The organism is Rhizobium sp. Root1204 (genome assembly GCF_001424965.1).
Classification (GTDB): domain Bacteria; phylum Pseudomonadota; class Alphaproteobacteria; order Rhizobiales; family Rhizobiaceae; genus Pararhizobium.
On the sequence record NZ_LMCZ01000013.1, the window covers coordinates 53,827 to 72,673 of the forward strand.

The window sequence follows — 18,847 nt, forward strand, 5'->3', positions numbered from 1 at the left end:
AGAAGGGCTACCCGTGAAGACCGTTTTTGTCCTGTTCGACTCTCTCAATCGTCACATGCTCGGTGCCTATGGCGGCAAGCGTGTTCCCACTCCTAACTTCGACCGCCTGACGGCGCGCACCAGGGTGTACGACAAGCACTATGTCGGGTCCTTGCCGTGCATGCCCGCACGTCGTGATCTTCTCACCGGCCGTCTGACCTTCCTGCATCGCAGCTGGGGGCCGCTCGAACCTTTTGACAACGCCTTTCCCGAGTTGCTCAAGCAGAAGGGCGTGCATTCGCATCTGATCACCGATCACTACCATTATTGGGAGGATGGCGGTGCCACCTACCATAACCGCTATTCCACCTTCGAATTCGTCCGCGGGCAGGAGTCCGACCCCTGGAAAGCGATGGTGCAGCCCCACTGGGAACGCCTGCGCGAGAAATATCATGAAGCGCAGACAGGCAGCGGACCGATCAGCAAATACGGCCCCCATATGATCAACCGCGAATTCATCAAGGAGGAAAAAGACTTTCCCTCGGTCCAGTGCTTCGCGCATGGCCTAGAATTCCTGGACATGAATCGCGACAAGGACGACTGGCTGCTGCAGATCGAGACCTTCGATCCGCACGAACCCTTCTTTGCGCCCGAGCGCTTCAAGGAACCCTTCAAAACTGGCTGGAACGGCCCGATCCGCGACTGGCCGCGGTACGGTCGTGTCGAGGAATTGCCCGAAGAAGCAGACGAACTGCGGGCCAACTATTATGCCATTGTCTCGCTCTGTGACTTCCTGCTGGGTCAGCTCATTGACCATTTCGACGAGCATGACCTGTGGAAGGACACGGCACTGGTCGTCACCACGGACCATGGGTTCCTTTTGGGGGAGCATGATTTTTGGGCGAAGAACCGGATGAACCTCTACGAGGAAATCGTCCACATTCCGCTTTTTATCCATGATCCGCGCAATCCGGGCTCGGGCCGTGTCAATCGTCTGACCCAGTCGATAGATGTAGGACCGACTTTTCTCGATCTCTTCGGCGTGGAGCCGCCCGAAGAGACGGAAGGAAAGTCGCTGTTGCGGGACAACGATCGCGAGGCCCTCATCTTTGGGTATTTTGGCGGGGCTGTGAACGTGACCGACGGCCGCTTTACATACCATCTCTTTCCCGAGAATCTCAGGCAACAGGACATCTACCAATATACGGTGATGCCTACCCACATCACAAAGCCCTTCACGCCGGAGGAGCTTTCCGGCGCAACCCTGACAAAGCCGTTCAATTGGACCAAGAATGTGCCGCTGCTCAAAGTTCCCGTCATCGAGCGTTCGCCGATGTTCAACAACTACGGCCCTGGCACCTTGCTGGAGAGCGACACGCGTCTGTACGATCTGGAGATCGATCCCGGACAGGAGACGCCGATCACAAATCTGGAAGCCGAAGAGCGGATGATTGCTTATATGCAAGCGCTGATGTGCGCAAATGATGCGCCGCCGGAATCCTTCAAAAGGCTGAAGCTTTAAATGTCCGTGCGGAAGAAGACGGGGCGCTTGCGTTCTCGAATTCATCGGAAAGAGCGGATTCAGATCTGACCTCCGTCGGACGTGCAGCTGCTTTCACGGGCACAGACTATTGCCAATCTATTTTTTTAGTCAGAGGTAAAGTATAGTCCTGACGCATTTCCTTCTACCAGCAGACTGGCATGAAAAATGCTTCCGTATTTGACGGTGACACTAATCAGGGTTGGTCGTTATGGGCGTGATTTTCTCGACGCATGATCTGAACCGCTCCGAGCGTTTCGACTACTGGCATGAGGTGGTGTACCGAACCTACGCTCCGTGCGTCGGAAAGGTGGATTCGACGACTGACTTCCAAGCCTCAGTTGGTGTGTCCAATTTCGGAGCGGCCCAAATAACCGAAGTCAGGTCGAGCGGGATATCCTACGAACGGCGAGCCTTCGATGTGAGAACAGGCCCCCGCGAGGATTTCTACGCGGTCGCCATGTTGTCGGGCCGGACAATGGTAACACAGGACGGAAGGGACATCGTCGCAGAGGCGGGCGATGTCTACCTGTATAATTCCGCGAAGCCATATTCTCATCGTTCCGAAAGCAATTATCATTGTCTTTCGATGCGCATACCGTTGCCGATCCTCCACTCCAGGCTGTTGAACGTGGACGAGCTGTCAGGGAGCGTTCTTCGATCCGGAACGCCATACGGTCGCATGGTAAGTTCCCTGATCAAAGAGGCGGCAGAGATATCATCGAGTGACGGCATCACCGACATGTTGGAGTTCAGTGGCCCTGTTATCGACATGATCTCGGCAGCGATGAACCGAGCGACGACAGAGGCGGTTCCATCCAGCTCGCGCAATCAAAATCTTCTGGTACGCATCCAGCGTTATATGAGGGAAAATCTCGACGACAGCACTCTGACGCTCGCCAGTATTTCGAAAGAGCAGAACGTTTCCGTCAGGACCCTGGCTCGACTATTCGGGGATATTGATGCCACGCCAATGGGATGGCTTCAAAACCAGCGTCTGGCGCGTGCATACGCGGATCTTGCGGAGCGGCGAGCTTTGAGCGTTACGGAAGCTGCCTTTGCCGTCGGTTTCAACGACCTTTCGCATTTCGGCAGGGTTTTCAAGAAATGCTACGGTCATACCCCGCATACCCTTTTGGGCGTGCGCTCGAACTGAAGCCAAGTATGGCTCGAGGCGGTATACCTGCGGTTTCATTCTGCTTCCCGTTTGCACACCGACGTTGCCCGAAGTTTCGGCAGTTACGGCGCTTAAATGTGCATTTGGCAAGAAATGCCGATTTGTTGGCGCTCTGGTCCAATCGGCATTTTCGCATGGGGGATATCTTTCAACCAGCCCATAAGCTGGAGGCCCGGTCCGTTCGGTCGCGCCGCCGACAATAAGGAAGAGCCCAAATGAATGAAGTCACAACGAAGACCCTGCGCCTTCTGATGCCGCAATGGCAGGGCGGAAATCTGCCGGCGTACCATTTCGGCGCGGAGCTGCTTGCCTGGCTCGCGCCGCCCGCAGGCGGTCCCGTGGCTGAGGTTAAAATCGACAAGCCGACAACCGATACCTTGCCTGTGGAGGGCGGCATCGTGGCGAAAAGTGCATTGCTCGCCCAGTTGCATTCGGCCCAGGACGTCATTGAGCAACATGCGCCCGACAAGCTCGTGGTGCTTGGCGGAGACTGCTTGGTCGACCTCGCTCCGTTCGCCTACCTCAACAAGCGTTATGAGGGAGATCTGGCTGTACTGTGGGTGGACGCCCACCCTGACGTCATGACGCCGGAGCATTTCAAGCACGCGCACGCCATGGTTCTTGGAAATCTCATGGGAGAGGGCGATCCGGAATTTGTCGCAGCGGTCGAGCAGCCCATCCCACCAAGCCACGTCATGTATGCAGGCATGGACGACATGAGCAGCGTGGAGAGTGCAATTCTAGGGCGCCTAGGTCTGAAGACCGCTACGCCTGCCGAACTTGCCAAGTCCAGCAAGCCGATCATCGACTGGCTGAAGTCCACAGGGGTAAGGCATGTCGCGATTCATCTTGATCTGGACGTGTTGGATCCGAAGCAGTTCCGTTCTTTGTTGTTCTCTAACCCCGCGTCCCCGGCCGACCAGTGGGCAAATGTCCCGCAAGGGAAGATGTCAATCGCCGACGTCGTCCGGCTCCTAAGCGACGTCGCGAAAGAAGTCCAGGTCGTCGGCCTTGGTATCACAGAGCATCTTCCTTGGGACGCCATCGCACTCAGGGACATGCTGCGGAGCCTGCCATTGTTGGGTGACGCGTCTTAAGGACGCCGCGCAGGGCCCTCTTCCCCCACTCTTGCCGGGAAGTGCCGCCCTTTTTAAAGGTGAGCCGCGTCAGAGAGCAGATCTGGCGCGGCTTTCTGTTTGTAGGAAGATGGGGGCTCCGTCACGCGTGTAGAGCCCCACCGAGCAACGTCCCTACTTTTTAAAGACGTCGATCAATTGCTGCCGCGTAATTGCGATCGTCGCATTTGCTGCCAAGGCCAATGGCATCAGCGTCTTCTTTGTAGAAATTTGCATGGAGTTCCTCTTCTTATCGCGTCAGATCAATCCGACGGTGTGCAGAGGTGACCAGAGTTTCGGTGCAAACACTCGTTTCCACCTGCCTGGAAGTCGAACAAGTCTGCCAACAGACGGGTTGGTCGTAACACTTAGGGTGGACGCGCTGATTTCCCCTGGTCGCGCAGTGCCGCGTGCCAGGAAGAGGCGACGCGATGGCAGCAGAAGTCCATTAGCTGGCAATCGAATCCGAGCGGCCACACGCCGCGCCTCCTATTGTCCAAGTGACTGGAAGGTTCCTGAGGTCGTCGGCGCATACGCGCAAAACCAAACAACGCGCTTCTCAATTAAAGGAACATTTCCGGTTTCCACCCCCCCATCACATGGAGCAATGATGTCTGAAGCTACTTTGGTTGAAGCGCGATCGTTCGACTTTGTCCCCGAAACCGAGCGGCACGGAAACGTCCGGTCTCAAGTCCAGTTCTGGTTCATGGTCAACGCGACCCTGATCACCCTCTATACGGGAGGCGTAGGACCTCTCAACGGATTGGGTCTTTCCTGGACGATCGTAGCTGTGGTTCTTGGCAGCGTGGCCGGGACATTGTTCCAGGCGTTTCACGGTGCTCAAGGCCCGCGGATGGGGCTGCCACAGATGATCCAGTCGCGCGTGCAGTTCGGATCTCGTGGCGCTGTGCTGCCACTTTTCGCCGCGGTCGTAACGCAGTTCGGATTCGCCATCTTCTACATTCAAACCGGTGCGCAGGCGATTGTCGACGTGAGCGGGGCGAGCCAGTTCAGTCTGTTTCAGATAATGATGGGGCTCGGTGCCATGGTGGTTGCCATTATCGGGTATGGGCTCGTGCTCAAGGTTGAAAAGCTTGCGTCGTACGCAACGCTGCTTAACCTTGTCATGCTCACCTTGGCCGCTCTGATCTATTTGCCGATCGGTACCATGATCGCCAATCCCCAATTCGCACTGCTGCCATTTCTCGCGCAATTTGGAGCATCGGCGATCTACCAGCTGGCGATCGCTCCTATCGTGTCGGATTATACGCGTTATCTTCCGGCACGCACGAGCGGTGCGGCCGTCTCAGCGGCCGTGTTCTGCGGAACCATGCTATCGGCGGTATGGCTGGAAATCCTTGGGTCAGCGCTCTCGATTGCTTCTCCAGGAGTCGATCTGATTCAAGCTGTGCACGAGCTGGGTAACAGTTTCGGGTTTGGTCTTGGGACTGCGACGATGATCATCTCTGCCTGCGCCTGTCTCATCACTGCCGCGATCACGTTCTACAGCGGTTCCGTGGCGGTACTTAGCGCTTTGGAAGCTTTCCGTCCCATACGCTCGACTGCGATGCTCCGTGGCATCACGATCGCCGTTGGCGGGCTTTTCGTGATTTTCGCCAGCCTGTCGCTTTCCTCAAGCATTCTGACAGCATTCTCGGGATTCTTGAGCCTGCTCGGGTACTTTTTGATCCCTTGGACCGCCGTGAACCTGACGGACTATTACTTCGTACGGAATGGCAAATATTCTATCACCGATATCATGCGCCCGGATGGCGGGATCTACGGCATGTGGGGCATGGCCGGCCTGGTGAGCTACGGCCTTGGCTTTGTCGCCATGATCCCGTTCTTCTCTAGTCCGCTTTACACGGGGCCCATCGCCGAGATCCTTGGAAAGGCTGACGTTTCGTTTATCGTCGGGCTCGTTGTTGCCACTGTCAGCTACGTGGTGTTGACGAGAAACCATGATTTTGCAGGCGAACTTGTTACCGTCAGGGCCGCACCACTCAATACGTTGAATTGATCTTCAACGCCCCAAAGTGGCCAGTGCCCAGTCTTTGGACGGGCCCTGGCCGGACTTGATCACTTGAAGGGAAGACGTCTGCGCTTCCATGAAGCAAAAGTCATCGCAATATCTGGAATAAGCAGCAAACGGGAAGTTGGCGTAGATCATCCACGCAATGCTTGCCGTTGGTCACGGAGTTCAGGGATACACCATGCTCAGCAACGGACGCTGACACGATGTTTCAAATGGTCAAAGCACCGCCACGTTTTCCGCCTTGGCCTTGCCGGTCTTTCTATCCTGGCCAACGTCATAGCTGACTTTTTGTCCTTCCCGGAGTGGTCCGCCGCGCTGAACCCCGGATACGTGTACGAAGACATCAGCTCCGCCGGTGTCTGGCGTGATGAAGCCGAACCCCTTGTCTTCGGCGAAGAATTTAACTGCTCCTGTCGGCATTGTAGCTCCTGATGCCATGCAATTATTATCGTTGTTCTGTTCGATGTCCGGGGCCACGTCGAATGCTGGCCTAATGGTGCGACGGTGTGAACGGCGCCAGAGAGAGTATCACTAGCGCCATAAGGCCGGCCCACCAACTTATGTTCAAAAACCACGCTCGAATGGTCCCGTGGCGCGCGCGTATGTTGGAATTGGAAGATCTATCTCTACCCCGGCCTGACGCGCGGCGTCGATCGCCCAGAAGGGATTGCGCATCAACGCGCGACCCATGAAGATCAGATCCACTCGTCCCGCGCCAATGATCTCCTCCATAAGATCGAGGGACGCCACCGACCCTGTGGTCGCAGTGGCTATTCCGGTTGCCTTGCGGATTTCCTCGGCATACCGGACCTGGTAGCCGGGATAGACCTTTCCGGCGTAGCCGCCCGGCTTGATGTTCCCGGTGGTCGCATCGATAAGGTCGACGCCTGCGTCTTTTAACTTCGCAGAGAGCAGAAGAGACTGCTGCAAAGTAACTCCACCTTCGGTGACGTCATCGACACACATGCGGTAGAGGAGCGGTTTGTCATCGGGAAGCGAATCCCTGACGGCACGGACTACCTCCAGAGGATACCGGAAGCGCTCCTCGTCGTTCCCTCCGTAAGAATCATCCCGCTTGTTCGTTTCAGACGCTAGGAATGAATGCAGCAGGTAGCCGTTTGCGGCGTGGATTTCGACGGCGTCGAATCCCGCTGCGGTCGCCCTGTCGACGGCCGCTTTGTATGCCGCGATGACGCCTTCCAAGTCTTCATGAGTAGCCGCGGCCGGGACACCAAGTTTCTCATCGTAGGCAATGGCGGACGGCGCGATCGCGGTCCCGGACAGATGAGATTTCCGTCCTGCATGGGCGAGCTGCGCCGTGACCTTTACCCCGCAGGAATGAGCGAAGTCGACCATTTTTCGAAGGCCCTCGACCTGGGTGTCAGACCAGATCCCGATGTCTTGGGCGCTGATCCTGCCACGAGGCTCGACCGCTAGAACCTCAGTCGCAATCATGCCGACGCCACCAAGCGCACGCGCACCGTAGTGCACGAAGAGCTTGTCGTTCATGATGCCGTCTTCGTCTGATGCGTACATCAGCATAGGCGACATTACGATCCTGTTTTTCAGGGTCATTCCACGCAGCGTGAACGGCGAAAACGTGTTGCTGGTCATTTGAGTGTCCTCTTCCCGATCTTCAATGGCTCGTCCCAAAAGCTGCCCTCGCACACGCGAATGGGTGAATTGTAATTAACATGTTAAATGTATTTGTGCCCCGAATGTCAAGAATGCATTCCCCGCGAAGCGGCCGACCAGGGTTTTAGGCCGCGAAAGTGCTCCGCCCGGCGCTATGAAAAACGTTTCGCCTCCAACGTTGCATCCCCAACGAGAAAATGCTACACATGTTAAGTAATTTGGAAGCGCGATTGGTTAGCGTTGATTCTGGGGAGGATAAGAAGTGACATCGAATACCGAAAAACTCGGGGTTATCGCTATCTGCAAGGCGCATCCAGGTATGGAAGATGCGCTCAGGCAGCTCGTACTACCTACAGTCCCATGGGGGCTCGGCAAAAACGGGTGCCTTGAGTACACGATCCATATCGACCGGGAACGTCCGACGGATTTCGTGTTCGTGGAGACATGGGAAAATCGTGCAGCGTTCGATGTTCATCGCTCGGATCCTGATTTCAAAGTGCTGATCGAAAAGATGCTGCCGCTGCTGGCCGAGCCTGTCGAGGTCATTTTCCTTGAGCGGATTGCTTGAGCAAAGTCACATAGGATGACGGGGTGTCTGCGCAGTCTCCGGCGTCTTGCAAGACTCGTGTACATCGATTTGCGTAAGAGGAAATGACAATGGCAACATACTTTGATCCGCTCAAACTCGGCGACCTGCGGTTTGCCAACCGGGTCTGGATGCCACCGATGACCCGCTCCAGGGCGACGGCGGGCGGAGTGCCGGTGCCCCTGATGGCGGAGTATTACCGTCAGCGGGCTACGGCCGGCCTTATCATCAGCGAGGGCACCTACATCAATGACGAAAGCTGTGCTTTCGATCGCGCGCCTGGCATCTTCACCGACGAACAGGTCGAGATGTGGAAACAAGTGACCGCGGCGGTGCATGATGCGGGCGGGCTTATCTTCTGCCAGCTGTGGCACTGCGGACGTATCGGAACACTGGGTCTTCTCGGTGGCCGTGAACCGCTTTCACCCAGCGGCGTCAATGATGATCTCTCTCAGATCGACATTTGGGGTCTTCTGGCAAACGGAAACTACGTCAAGCTCGCGGCGACGCCTTCGCGCGCGATGACAATCGACGACATCGAGCGGACAATCGCAGACTACGCCAGAGCTGCTGCGAATGCCCGTCGCGCGGGATTCGACGGCGTCGAAATTCATGCGGCCAACGGCTACCTTCCCCATCAATTCCTGTCGCCGACACTCAATGTCAGGGAAGACCGGTATGGCGGAAGCCAGGAGAACCGGGCACGCTTCGTGATCGAGGCCTTCGAGGCGATCGCTGCCGAGTATCCGAAGACCCAGATCGGAATTCGCGTCTCGCCGTTTGCTACCTACAACAACACCCGAGACCCGGACCCCACAAGTACCTACAGTGATCTCGCGAGACGGCTCGAGGTCGCGGGTGCAGGTTACATTCACGCTGCCGATCAGAACGGATGGTTTGGAAAGTCCGAGCTTGACCCGATGCTTGAGCTTCTGCGTCCTAATTTCTCCGGCGTCATTGTCGCCAACGGTGCAATCACGGTCGAGAAGGGTGTTAGCCTTCTCGAAAGCGGTATTGCACAGGCAATTACTTTTGGACGGCCCTTTATTGCCAATCCGGACTTGGTCGAGCGAATTTCGCAAGGGGCCGAGATCGCCGAACCTCGTCCGACCGGATGGTACGTGACGGGTGCCGATGGGTATACGGACTATCCAACAATTGGATAGAGGCAGGTCGCTGTCGTCACTGTAAGCCGTAGCGACTGGCTGGGTTTGCGTTCGACACCTCAGTCGGCCCATAAGAAGCAAATTTGAGACATGCAGAGCGGGTGTTGGACCATCCGCGTCAGCACACACCCGTCCGTGCAAGGCAGCCGGAAAAGCTTACTTAACAACAACGTTTTTGTTTTTTCGAGCCGCCGTGATTGCTAATGGAACGGAATAATGCTAAACATGTTAAGTAATTTGGGAGCGCGGTGAACCTGACGGGTTGGCCGCAGAAATGGAGGAAGGAATGACCGATACAGGTGTGTTCCATGTCGTCGCAGTGTGCGTGGCGAAACCGGGCTTGGAGGTGACGGTTCGGGAGGTTTTCGAACGTTTGGTGCCGGACGCACTGACCGAGCGCGGCTGCCTTAAATATACGCTTCATGTTGATAGGGAAGATCCGGCCAGGTTCGTTTTCGTAGAGGCATGGGCCGACCGAAGGGCTCTTGAAGATCACCTCGCCACCGACGTGTCAAGGGCCCTCGCTCAGAAGCTGAATGATCTTCTGCTTAAGCCCGCGAGCCTGACGGCAATGAGGCAAATTGCATAAACGTTTCTGAACTCCGCAACGGGGTTCTCTTTGGGAGGAGAATGTAAGCAATGAAACATACCGTAAAGGGTCTTCTTGGGGCGACAATTGCCGCTTCCTGCTATGCCGTGGCATTCACGCCATCGGCTCAAGCCGTCGAGCTTTCCTCGAAGAAAGTCGGGACGGAAGCCGAATTCGTCGACGTCTCGCACTTCTGCGGGACGAAGGAAATTCGCGTGGCTCTGTCTGTCGGGGCCGTCAACGCCCACCGCCAGATCAAGCGTGCGGAGCTGGAAGACGAAGCGAAGAAATGCCCCAACATCGTCGAGGTGGGCTTTGCTGACGCAGGCGGCAATCCAGAAAAGGAGCTCGCCAACATCCGTTCGCTGGCGGCGCAAGGGTACGACATCATCATCATCGAGCCGGATTCCGGCGCGGCAGCCATTCCGGCGATGCGCGACGCCGTCAAGGCCGGCTCGGTCGTTATCCCGGTGGAAGTAGGAGTGGCTTTTCCTGGACGTGAGGGGAAAGACTACACGCTTGCCGTGACGCCGAACCAGGAGCAGATGGCCGCCGTCTATGCTCAGTTCATCGTCGATACCCTGAAGGGCAAGGGCAACGTCATCGTGTGGGGTGGGGCTCCAGGAGCACCTCAGACCGCCGCGCAGATGCCCGGATGGAAAAAGGTCTTTGCTGACAACCCAGGGATTACCGTGCTGGAAGGCCCCGTAATCTCGAACTGGGACCCTGCGCAATACCAGAAGGTCACGACGGCGCTGCTGACGAAATATCCGCAGATCGACGCGATGTACTCTGACTACAGCGCCGGGATCATGGGGGCCCTTCGCGCCTTTAAGACCGCGGGTCGGCCGCTGGTTCCCGTAACCGGGCTCGATTCAAACGGCGCGGAGTGCTTCTACGAGGAGAATCGTGCGTCAGAGCCGAACTTCCAGATCGGCTTTACGAGCTCCTGGACCTGGATTGACAGGCTTGCCCTCCGGAAAGGACTGGCCGCCGTCAATGAAATCGACAGCACCGAACCGAGCATCGTGAACGTTGCTTTGCTCGCAGACAGCACGTCCAAGGATTCGGCACTTGCGCCGAAGTGCGATCCTCAAGTGCCGCCGGACGTTTCAGTCGCGTCTTCGAGATTGTCACGCGAGCAGTTGATCGACGTGTTCAAAAAGTAATGTGACGCTGTGGCGATGCTTCGCAAGGGCACCGCCGCAGCTTTCATTCGATAGTTCTGCTGCGACTTCTGCTCTTGCCCAGAGCGGACGGCACGGGCTTTGGAAGAGGAGTCAGTCATGGACAATGGTGTCGTTATGAAGCGTACATTCGTCAATTTTGAGCTCAGTGAGCTCCTGAGACGCCCAGCCGTACGCGCCTTGCTTGGCGTTGCGTTGTTGTGGTTTGTCGCAGCAATTGTCGAGCCACGGACGCTAGCCTTGGAATCCTTGATATCGATGGCTCCCTTCATCGGGGTGCTCGGGGTGGCGGCTTTGGGTCAGCATCTTGTCATTCAGCAGCGAGGGTTTGATCTCTCGGTCGCCGGAACGATCTCTTTGGCTGCTGTGATCGTGACCGCCCTTCCTCCTGCCGATGGCGGCGTCGCATCGACGATTTTCTATGTTCTGCTGGCGCTTGGGGCTGGGGCGGTGGCAGGACTACTGAACGGGTTGGTCATCAACTTCCTCGGCGTGCCGGCCCTTGTCATGACCATAGGAACGAACGCGCTGCTCATCGGTAGCGTCTTCTATATGACGCGCGGTGCGGTCCATGCAGCTCCGGAGGCCCTGATCTCCTCAGCAAACACCAGGATCGGCACTCTATCCGCGCTGTTTCTGCTCTTTCTCGCGATCGGGCTCTTCGCCGCGTGGATCATCGACCGCACGTCCTATGGTCGCCGCTTCATTGCCTCCTCGGTCAATCCCGCTGCTTCACACGTACTCGGGGTGAAGGTCTCCCTTTACAATATCGTCACCTACGTCATCGCCGGACTCCTGTTCGCCTTGGCGGGGGTAATGCTGGCTGGCCTCGCCGTAACGCCCACTCTGCTTTCAGGTTCACCCTACATGCTTACCACCGTGGCCGCGGTGATCGTCGGCGGGAGCCCGCTCAATGGCGATCGTGGCAGTATCGTTGCAACGATGATAGGCGTGGTTTTCCTCGTCTTCCTCGACCAGCTCGTCGTGTCTCTTGGTTTCGACTACGCAATACAGAGCATGGTTCAGGCCGCCATCATTCTTGCAGGCGTGACGCTCCCAGAACTTCTGCGGCATTCCCGTCGACGCGGTCCGGTCGCTAGGTTGGCTGTTGAGGCGCGCGACATCGTCAAGGCTCCCGAGCCTTCGGTTCCTCCCGTCCTGCGATTGCGGGGTGTGCGCAAGACATTCGGCAACACGGTCGCGCTCGCTGGAGTGGACTTCTCGGTTATCCCAGGCGAAGTCCACGCGGTGATCGGCGAGAACGGCGCTGGCAAGAGCACGATGATTTCGATCGCGGCCGGGGTTCTCTCGGCCAGCGAGGGCGCGGTCACGATCGCCGGTCGCGAGATGACTGGTTCCGATCCCAATGAATTTCGCAACGCCGGCGTTTCCGTCGCTTTCCAGCACCCACCACTGCCTCCGCATCTAACGGTTCTGGAGTGTCTTTGCCTCGCTTCCGACGAGTTCGGACGCCCCGGTGCGGCCGCCAAGGCCACGGCGCTCATCGACCGTGTAACCGTTGGTTCGCTCAGGGTAGCGCCAAACGACCGCATCAGTGATCTTTCAATCGGCCAGCGGCATGTCGTCGAGATCGCACGCGCGCTCGCTTCCAATCCGAAGGTGCTGGTGCTCGACGAGCCGACCGAACCCTTCAAGGAGGACGACGTCGAGCAGCTCTTCGGCCTGATCCGCGCGCTGAAATCGACGGGTGTCGCGATCATCTACATCTCTCATCGCCTCAATGAAGTTGAGGAGATCGCAGATCGTATTTCCGTTCTCAGAGACGGGGAGCTCATCGAAACGCGCAATCGCGCAGATTTCTCCCGAGCCGAGATCATCAGCATGATCGTGGGACGTCCGCTGGGGCAGGTATTCCCGCGGAAGCAGACAGAAGGAGTGAACGACAATGCTTCTCTCAAAGTCAGCCGGTTTAGTGGAAAGAAGTTCCACGACGTCTCCTTTGAAGCCCGACGTGGAGAGATCATCGGCATCGCAGGCGTGGAAGGACAAGGGCAGCGGGAATTGATGAGAGCGTTGGCCGGACTCGAAAGCCATTCCGGCCTGATCGAGCTCAACGGCGAAACCCTGCGTTGTGGAAGCCGCGAAGCGGCAAGGCGGTCTGGCATTGCGTTCGTACCGGATGACCGGCATCGCGAAGGTCTTTTCCTATCGTTGTCAGTCGAAGAAAACCTGGCGGCCGGCTACGTTGGCCCCGACGGTGAGAAGGTCGTCATCAACCGCACTGCTGAAGCGACGGCCGTGGCTGCTTCGATACGAGATCTGAAAATCAAGACGTCCTCTCCTCAGGCGAGTGTCTCGTCCCTCTCGGGCGGCAACCAGCAAAAGGTTCTCATGGGACGCGAGATCGCCGCGCGTCCACGTGTCCTGCTTACCGACGAGCCAACCAAAGGTGTCGATATCGGTTCAAAGAGCGACATCTATCAAAAGCTACGAGAGCTTTCCGACCAGGGTGTGGTCGTCATCGTGGCTTCCTCGGACGGCGTCGAACTGGAAGGACTGTGCGACCGCGTGCTTGTGATGGCGCGGGGTGCGATTGCGTGCGAGTTGACCGGAAGCAGCGTGACAGATGCCGAGATAACAGCTGCAAACCTGACCGCGGGCGGCAAATCAGTTCGGCGGGAAGATGTCAAAGCCAAGCGGGGAAGCCTGCAGACCCTGCTAGACAGCAAATGGCTTCCGGTGATTGCTCTGTCGATCGCTTCGATCGCCATTATCTACAGTGCCGCGACCATCAATTCGCGCTTCCTGTCAGAGTACAATCTTGGGAACGTCCAGGTTCAGCTAGCGACCTTGATTTTCATTGCCTTCGGTCAGTTGTACCTCATGATGCTGGGGGAGATCGACTTCTCGGTCGGGCCTTTGGCGGGGCTTGTCGTGGTACTGGCTTCATACTGGATGCCTGACGGAGCACCCCCTATGACGGTCGCATTTGTGGCTGTCGGAATTGTGGCCCTGTGCGCCGGTATCGGATTGTTGCAAGGCCTCATCGTGGTTTTCCTGAACCTTCCGTCGATCGTTGTCACGCTGGCCGGCTTCTTCGCCCTGCAGGGGCTGTCGCTCTCACTGCGACCCGTACCAGACGGGACCATCAGCTATGATCTTGTCGATACGCTGCTCATGTCGGTCGGACCCGTCTCGGTCGTATCCATTGCAGCGATCATCGCCGCTGTTGTGTTCGAGCGCGTCCTGTTCAAAAGCAAGTTCGGACGTTCCTTGCGAGCACTCGGCTCCTATCGGGTGGCAGCGGAGAAGCTCGGCGTCGATCGCAACAGGATGACCGCCACGGCATTTGCGATCAATGGTGCGCTGGTTGGCGTGGCGGGGCTAATCCTTGCGGCGACAGTCGGCGTCGGGTCGGGAACAGCTGGTGTCAACTTCACCTTGATGAGCATAACCGCCGTGGTTCTGGGAGGAGCGGTGATAAGCGGCGGATTTGGTTCATTCGTGGCGACCCTATTCGGTGCGTTGCTTGTCCAGATGACATTCAGTGCCACCGCCTTCATGCAGGCGGGCGTTGAATGGCAGTACTGGCTCGTCGGTTTGAGCACGCTTTTCGCTGCTGGTCTCTTTAGCTTCGGTCGACGTAGTACCGCACATGAGTGACTTCGGGAGGTCGATATTATTGCGCAGGTGCGGTTCCAGCCAAGGGGTCGGATCCTATTGAGGCTTATGAGCGATTCCGGTTGCGCCAGCGCTAAGACATAACGGGAGGTATGTAATGCAAACAAATGATGATGTATTCGATTATATCGTGGTTGGCGCGGGAGCGGCGGGTTGCGTCGTGGCCGCGCGCCTTAGCGAAGATCTTGGGTTGCGGGTCCTTCTGCTCGAAGAAGGTCCCCACGACAAAACCATTTTTATTCGCGCCAACGGCGGATATTTCAAAACGCACGGTACCAACAGGACATTCCTTTTTCATACCGAACCCGAGCCAGGGGCTGGCGGTCGTCGTTTTCCCTTGTTGCAAGGCAGAACACTCGGCGGTGGGACTTCCGTCAACTCGATGTGCTATGTGCGGGGTCAAGCCGAGGATTACGATGACTGGGCAGGTGCGGGATGCACCGGATGGTCCTACGAAGACGTCCTGCCTTACTTCAAAAAAGCTGAAAACAACGCCCATCTGGCAGGTCGATACCACGGAACCGATGGTCCGATGCATGTCTCGGACGGCGTTCACCGGCACGTGCTAAGCGATGCCTTCGTGCGTGCTGCCCAGCAGGTGGAGATACCGGGAAAAAACGCTCCGATCCGCTTCAATCACGACTTCAACGGCGAGTATCAGGAAGGTGTCGGATATTATCAGGCAATGAGCCGAAGAGGCGAAAGATCAAGCACTTCGAGAAGTTTCCTTACGCAGGCTCTTAAACGTGGAAACATTGTCGTGCGAGCGGACGCGGCGGTTCAACGCATCGTGTTTGAGGGAAAGCGCGCAGTAGGGGTGGCAATCGCCAAGCCCGGCGGTGGCGAGCAGATATTCCGCGCCACGCGAGAAGTCATTCTGAGCGCTGGCACATTCATGTCGCCCAAGATTTTGATGCTCTCGGGCGTCGGACCAGCGGAGAGCATCAGGGAGCATGGCTTGGCCGTGGTTCATGATTCCCCCAACGTCGGCCGCAACTATCAGGACCACTTCCTCGTTCCCGTCGATGTAACGCTGTCGTCACCTATAAGCTTCATGGGGCAGGATCGCGGTTTGCGTGCGTTGATGAATGGCATTCAGTGGCTTCTCTTTCGGACCGGTCCACTGTCTTCGAACGTCGTCGAAGCCGGGGGGTTTTTTGACCTTGACGGTGATGGCCGCCCGGACATTCAGTTGAACGGGATAGCGGTCTCCTCCGCGGGCTGGGGAGACAAACCGCCAAGGGACCATAGATTTTCCCTGGCCCCACTTTGCCTTACCTGCCACTCGCGTGGCACGGTGACACTCAGGAGCGCTAATCCAAGTGATTCTCCGATCGTGCACGGCAATTTCTTCCACGAGCAAGACATTGAAAACCTCACCAACGGCATCTTTCTTTCACGGAGCATTCTAGCTGCGCCAAGTCTCGCGCCGTTCCTGGTGGGAGAGGTCTATCCTGGTCCACAGGTGGGAACCTCGCGGGAGGAGGTGAGGAACTATGTCAAAGCGATGGCGAAGACCGCGCTTCATCCGACCTCTACCTGCGCCATGGGGCCAGACAAGGACTCGGTGGTCGATCTCGAGCTTCGAGTTCGCGGAGTGGAAGGCTTGCGCGTGGTCGATGGTTCGGTGATGCCGAAGGTTATCCGCGGTAATACGGCCGCGCCGGTCATCATGATTGCAGAAAAGGCCGCGGACATGATACGGGGCGTCGCGATAGCTAGTCAGGAGCCGGCGCGGCTGGCCGTCGGTGCTTGAAATGACAGTTGAAGGTGTTCGGCGCTGCATTGCCGAGCACCTTTTGACGAGGAGACGTCGCGGTTGTCTGAATGCAATTGCGGCAGTACACGTGTTAAAGATATCTGGTCGTGTCGTCGGCAACTGCCTGACGGTAAGTTGTGTCCATGAGGATCACGAATTTAGGAAAGTGGGCGTTTATGGATAATGTCACTGCCGAAAAGCCCCTGAGGCCGAGCGCGCGCAGGCGATCCCTGACGATTGGTCTACTGCGGGCGCGTGAAGCCGTTATGAGCCATTTCCGCCCCATTCTTGCGGAGCACGATGTCACAGAACAGCAGTGGCGTGTCATCCGAGTCCTTTCTGAACGGGGAACGCTGGACGCCAGCGAAGTCGCTGACAAGGCATCAATCCTTGCACCTAGCCTGACCCGAATGATCCGTTCGCTCGAAGAGCGGGGTTTCATCACAAAGCGCAGGGACAAGGGGGACGGTCGCCGAACGTTGCTGCAAATAACCGCCGCCGGACAAAATGTGATCGACGAGGTCATGCCTGAGTCGATAAGGGTCTACGAACAGATCGACGCCAAGTACGGCGCTGAAAAGGTCGAGATGCTTTTGAACCTGCTGGAAGACCTGGCAGAGCTGCACGTTGCGGACCTGACCTCGCAAGAGGATTGATCCGCCACATCTACCTCGATGTGAACAGGGTGGGGCAGGAGCATTTCACCACCTCGCCGATGTTTGCGCCTAAGGCGAGCACCGACGGAGTGCCGCCACCGCACTGCTGAACATACCGCGCGGCGTGCGTTATACTGTGACCCACTTAGAGTGCCGTGGTCCCGGGTTCAGCTCTCTCCCGAGCGCTCAAAAATCTTGCAGGTCGAGCCGGGAAGTGAGATCGGACCGAATGCAACGCCTTGATCAATCCAATGTCTGGTCCAATCGGTCCATTTATTGGACTATTCCCTCCAGTTGAAACCTGATGCCGGGGGATCGTCGAAAAGCCTTGCGGGTGTGGCATGATGGGTAACCTTCCAGTAGGCTACGTAGCACAGCGTGTTGGACAAAGATCACGTCTCCGACAGTGACTGTAGATCGAGGAAGAACTGGAAGGCTGGAAATACGCATGGAAAAGAGACTTCGCTGGGGTATCCTGGCAACTGGATGGATTGCCGAACTTTTTGTGACTGACCTCCTGGCGTCGGGTCTGGATGTGGTTGCCGTCGGATCGAGGTCTGTGGAGAAGGCGAAGGCGTTCGCCGAACGGTTTAAAATTCCGAATGCGCACGGCAGCTACGAAGAACTCGTGACTGACCCCGACGTCGACATAATCTACGTCGCGACACCGCATCCGCAGCACGTCGACGCGGCCCTCCTTGCGCTCAATTCTGGCAAGCATGTGCTCGTCGAAAAGCCATTCACGCTGAATGCAAACGAGGCCCGAAAAATCGTGGATAGGGCACGCGAGAAGAAGCTGGTTGTGCTCGAGGCGATGTGGACACGGTTTCTCCCCCATATGACGCGAATTCACGACATCATTGAAGCTGGAACGCTGGGCGATCTGCGTTCGGTGTCCGCCGAACACCGCCAGTTTCTGCCGACAGACCCAAACCATCGGCTGAACGCGCTGGAGCTCGGCGGCGGTGCGCTGCTTGACCTCGGAATCTATCCGATTTCGTTCGCTTTCGACATTCTCGGTACTCCAGTGACTGTCTCCGCGACCGCGCGCTTCAAGGAGACCGGGGTAGACGCGGAAATCGCAACCTTGATGCGGCATGAGGGCGGCGCGATTTCAACGACAGTGTCGGCGTTGGATTGTGCCGGTCCAAATGTCGCGTGCATTTACGGATCGAAGGCTCGAATTGAGATCGCGTCGACCTGGTATGTGCCGACGTCGTTCGAGGTGTTGGATTATGAGAACAATGTGCTCGAAAAGTTCGAAAAGCCGGTTCACTCCCGCGGAATGCAGTTCCAAGCCCTTGAGATGGAGCGTCTCGTGAGGACAGGCGCCGAGTCAGAGCTCATGCGCCCTGATGAAACCGTCGCGATCATGGAGACGCTGGACACTGTCCGACAACAGATCGGCCTTGTTTATCCCGGAGAGAATGCCAGCACTTCCGCCTGACTCTTGACGTTGTTCACGCAGCAAAGACCAAGAATGCCCATGGGGTGGTCTCGAGACGTCGACCGTCTTATCAACGATCAGGCATTGGCCGGGTGAGTCTCGGCCAATGCCGTCTTGCGTGCTTGAACGCGCACGCGATTGAGGCTCCCACGATTACAGGTCCGTGGTGATATTGGACCCCTTTTCAATATCTGGATCAAGGTGACGTGAGCGCGGATTTACAGGGTTGCATAGTGCCCCTTCAATATACGTCGGTTCTGGTTTTTTCGGTTCGGACTTGTGTGGCTGGCTTTGCCTTGAAGTCTGCGAGCAGTTTCGCCGTTGCGTTTGCGAG

15 protein-coding genes are annotated in these 18,847 nt (G+C 57.2%); 12 read left to right on the forward strand and 3 right to left on the reverse strand.

Annotated elements, in window-relative coordinates:
* Positions 1-13: 13 nt before the first annotated feature.
* From ASC96_RS15110 to ASC96_RS15125, 4 genes are all read left to right on the forward strand, one after another.
* Complete coding sequence (locus tag ASC96_RS15110) at positions 14-1,501, forward strand: sulfatase (RefSeq protein ID WP_060503900.1); 1,488 nt, start codon at positions 14-16, stop codon at positions 1,499-1,501.
* A 229-nt stretch (positions 1,502-1,730) separates the two neighbouring features.
* On the forward strand, positions 1,731-2,675 hold the full coding sequence (locus ASC96_RS15115) for a helix-turn-helix domain-containing protein (protein WP_156397490.1): 945 nt from the start codon (positions 1,731-1,733) through the stop codon (positions 2,673-2,675).
* A gap of 236 nt (positions 2,676-2,911) precedes the next feature.
* On the forward strand, positions 2,912-3,793 hold the full coding sequence (locus ASC96_RS15120) for an arginase family protein (protein WP_060503904.1): 882 nt from the start codon (positions 2,912-2,914) through the stop codon (positions 3,791-3,793).
* Positions 3,794-4,421: 628 nt separating this feature from the next.
* Positions 4,422-5,831 (forward strand): cytosine permease, encoded by a 1,410-nt coding sequence (locus tag ASC96_RS15125; RefSeq protein WP_162246359.1) that lies wholly within the window; start codon positions 4,422-4,424, stop codon positions 5,829-5,831.
* Positions 5,832-6,062: 231 nt separating this feature from the next.
* Here the strand turns inward: ASC96_RS15125 and ASC96_RS15130 are convergent, their stop codons facing one another.
* The gene (locus tag ASC96_RS15130) at positions 6,063-6,266 is read right to left on the reverse strand and encodes a cold-shock protein (RefSeq protein ID WP_060503907.1); all 204 of its coding nucleotides are present in this window, start codon (positions 6,264-6,266) and stop codon (positions 6,063-6,065) included.
* Between the two features lie 144 nt (positions 6,267-6,410).
* A complete protein-coding gene (locus ASC96_RS15135; RefSeq protein ID WP_060503908.1) occupies positions 6,411-7,460 on the reverse strand; it encodes a hypothetical protein in 1,050 nt (349 codons plus the stop codon).
* 283 nt (positions 7,461-7,743) lie between these two features.
* On the opposite strand from ASC96_RS15135, the gene ASC96_RS15140 reads away from it, so the two are divergent.
* From ASC96_RS15140 to ASC96_RS15175, 8 genes are all read left to right on the forward strand, one after another.
* The gene (locus tag ASC96_RS15140) at positions 7,744-8,049 is read left to right on the forward strand and encodes a putative quinol monooxygenase (RefSeq protein WP_060503910.1); all 306 of its coding nucleotides are present in this window, start codon (positions 7,744-7,746) and stop codon (positions 8,047-8,049) included.
* An 89-nt stretch (positions 8,050-8,138) separates the two neighbouring features.
* Entirely contained in the window at positions 8,139-9,233 is a 1,095-nt protein-coding gene (locus ASC96_RS15145) for an alkene reductase (RefSeq protein WP_060503912.1), read from the forward strand.
* 286 nt (positions 9,234-9,519) lie between these two features.
* A complete protein-coding gene (locus tag ASC96_RS15150; protein WP_060503914.1) occupies positions 9,520-9,822 on the forward strand; it encodes a putative quinol monooxygenase in 303 nt (100 codons plus the stop codon).
* 50 nt (positions 9,823-9,872) lie between these two features.
* Complete coding sequence (locus ASC96_RS15155) at positions 9,873-10,991, forward strand: substrate-binding domain-containing protein (protein WP_060503916.1); 1,119 nt, start codon at positions 9,873-9,875, stop codon at positions 10,989-10,991.
* Between the two features lie 117 nt (positions 10,992-11,108).
* Positions 11,109-14,633 (forward strand): ATP-binding cassette domain-containing protein, encoded by a 3,525-nt coding sequence (locus tag ASC96_RS15160; RefSeq protein WP_060503918.1) that lies wholly within the window; start codon positions 11,109-11,111, stop codon positions 14,631-14,633.
* A gap of 115 nt (positions 14,634-14,748) precedes the next feature.
* A complete protein-coding gene (locus tag ASC96_RS15165) occupies positions 14,749-16,407 on the forward strand; it encodes a GMC family oxidoreductase N-terminal domain-containing protein (RefSeq protein ID WP_060503919.1) in 1,659 nt (552 codons plus the stop codon).
* A gap of 179 nt (positions 16,408-16,586) precedes the next feature.
* Positions 16,587-17,066 carry a homoprotocatechuate degradation operon regulator HpaR gene (gene hpaR, locus ASC96_RS15170; protein ID WP_060503921.1) on the forward strand — a complete coding sequence of 160 codons (480 nt, stop codon included), beginning with the start codon at positions 16,587-16,589 and terminating at the stop codon, positions 17,064-17,066.
* A gap of 448 nt (positions 17,067-17,514) precedes the next feature.
* Positions 17,515-18,513 (forward strand): Gfo/Idh/MocA family oxidoreductase, encoded by a 999-nt coding sequence (locus tag ASC96_RS15175; protein WP_060503924.1) that lies wholly within the window; start codon positions 17,515-17,517, stop codon positions 18,511-18,513.
* 153 nt (positions 18,514-18,666) lie between these two features.
* On the opposite strand, the gene ASC96_RS33525 is transcribed toward ASC96_RS15175, so the two are convergent.
* Positions 18,667-18,847, reverse strand: a 181-nt coding sequence (locus ASC96_RS33525; RefSeq protein ID WP_210171866.1) for a hypothetical protein, incomplete at its 5' end; no start/stop codon positions are given.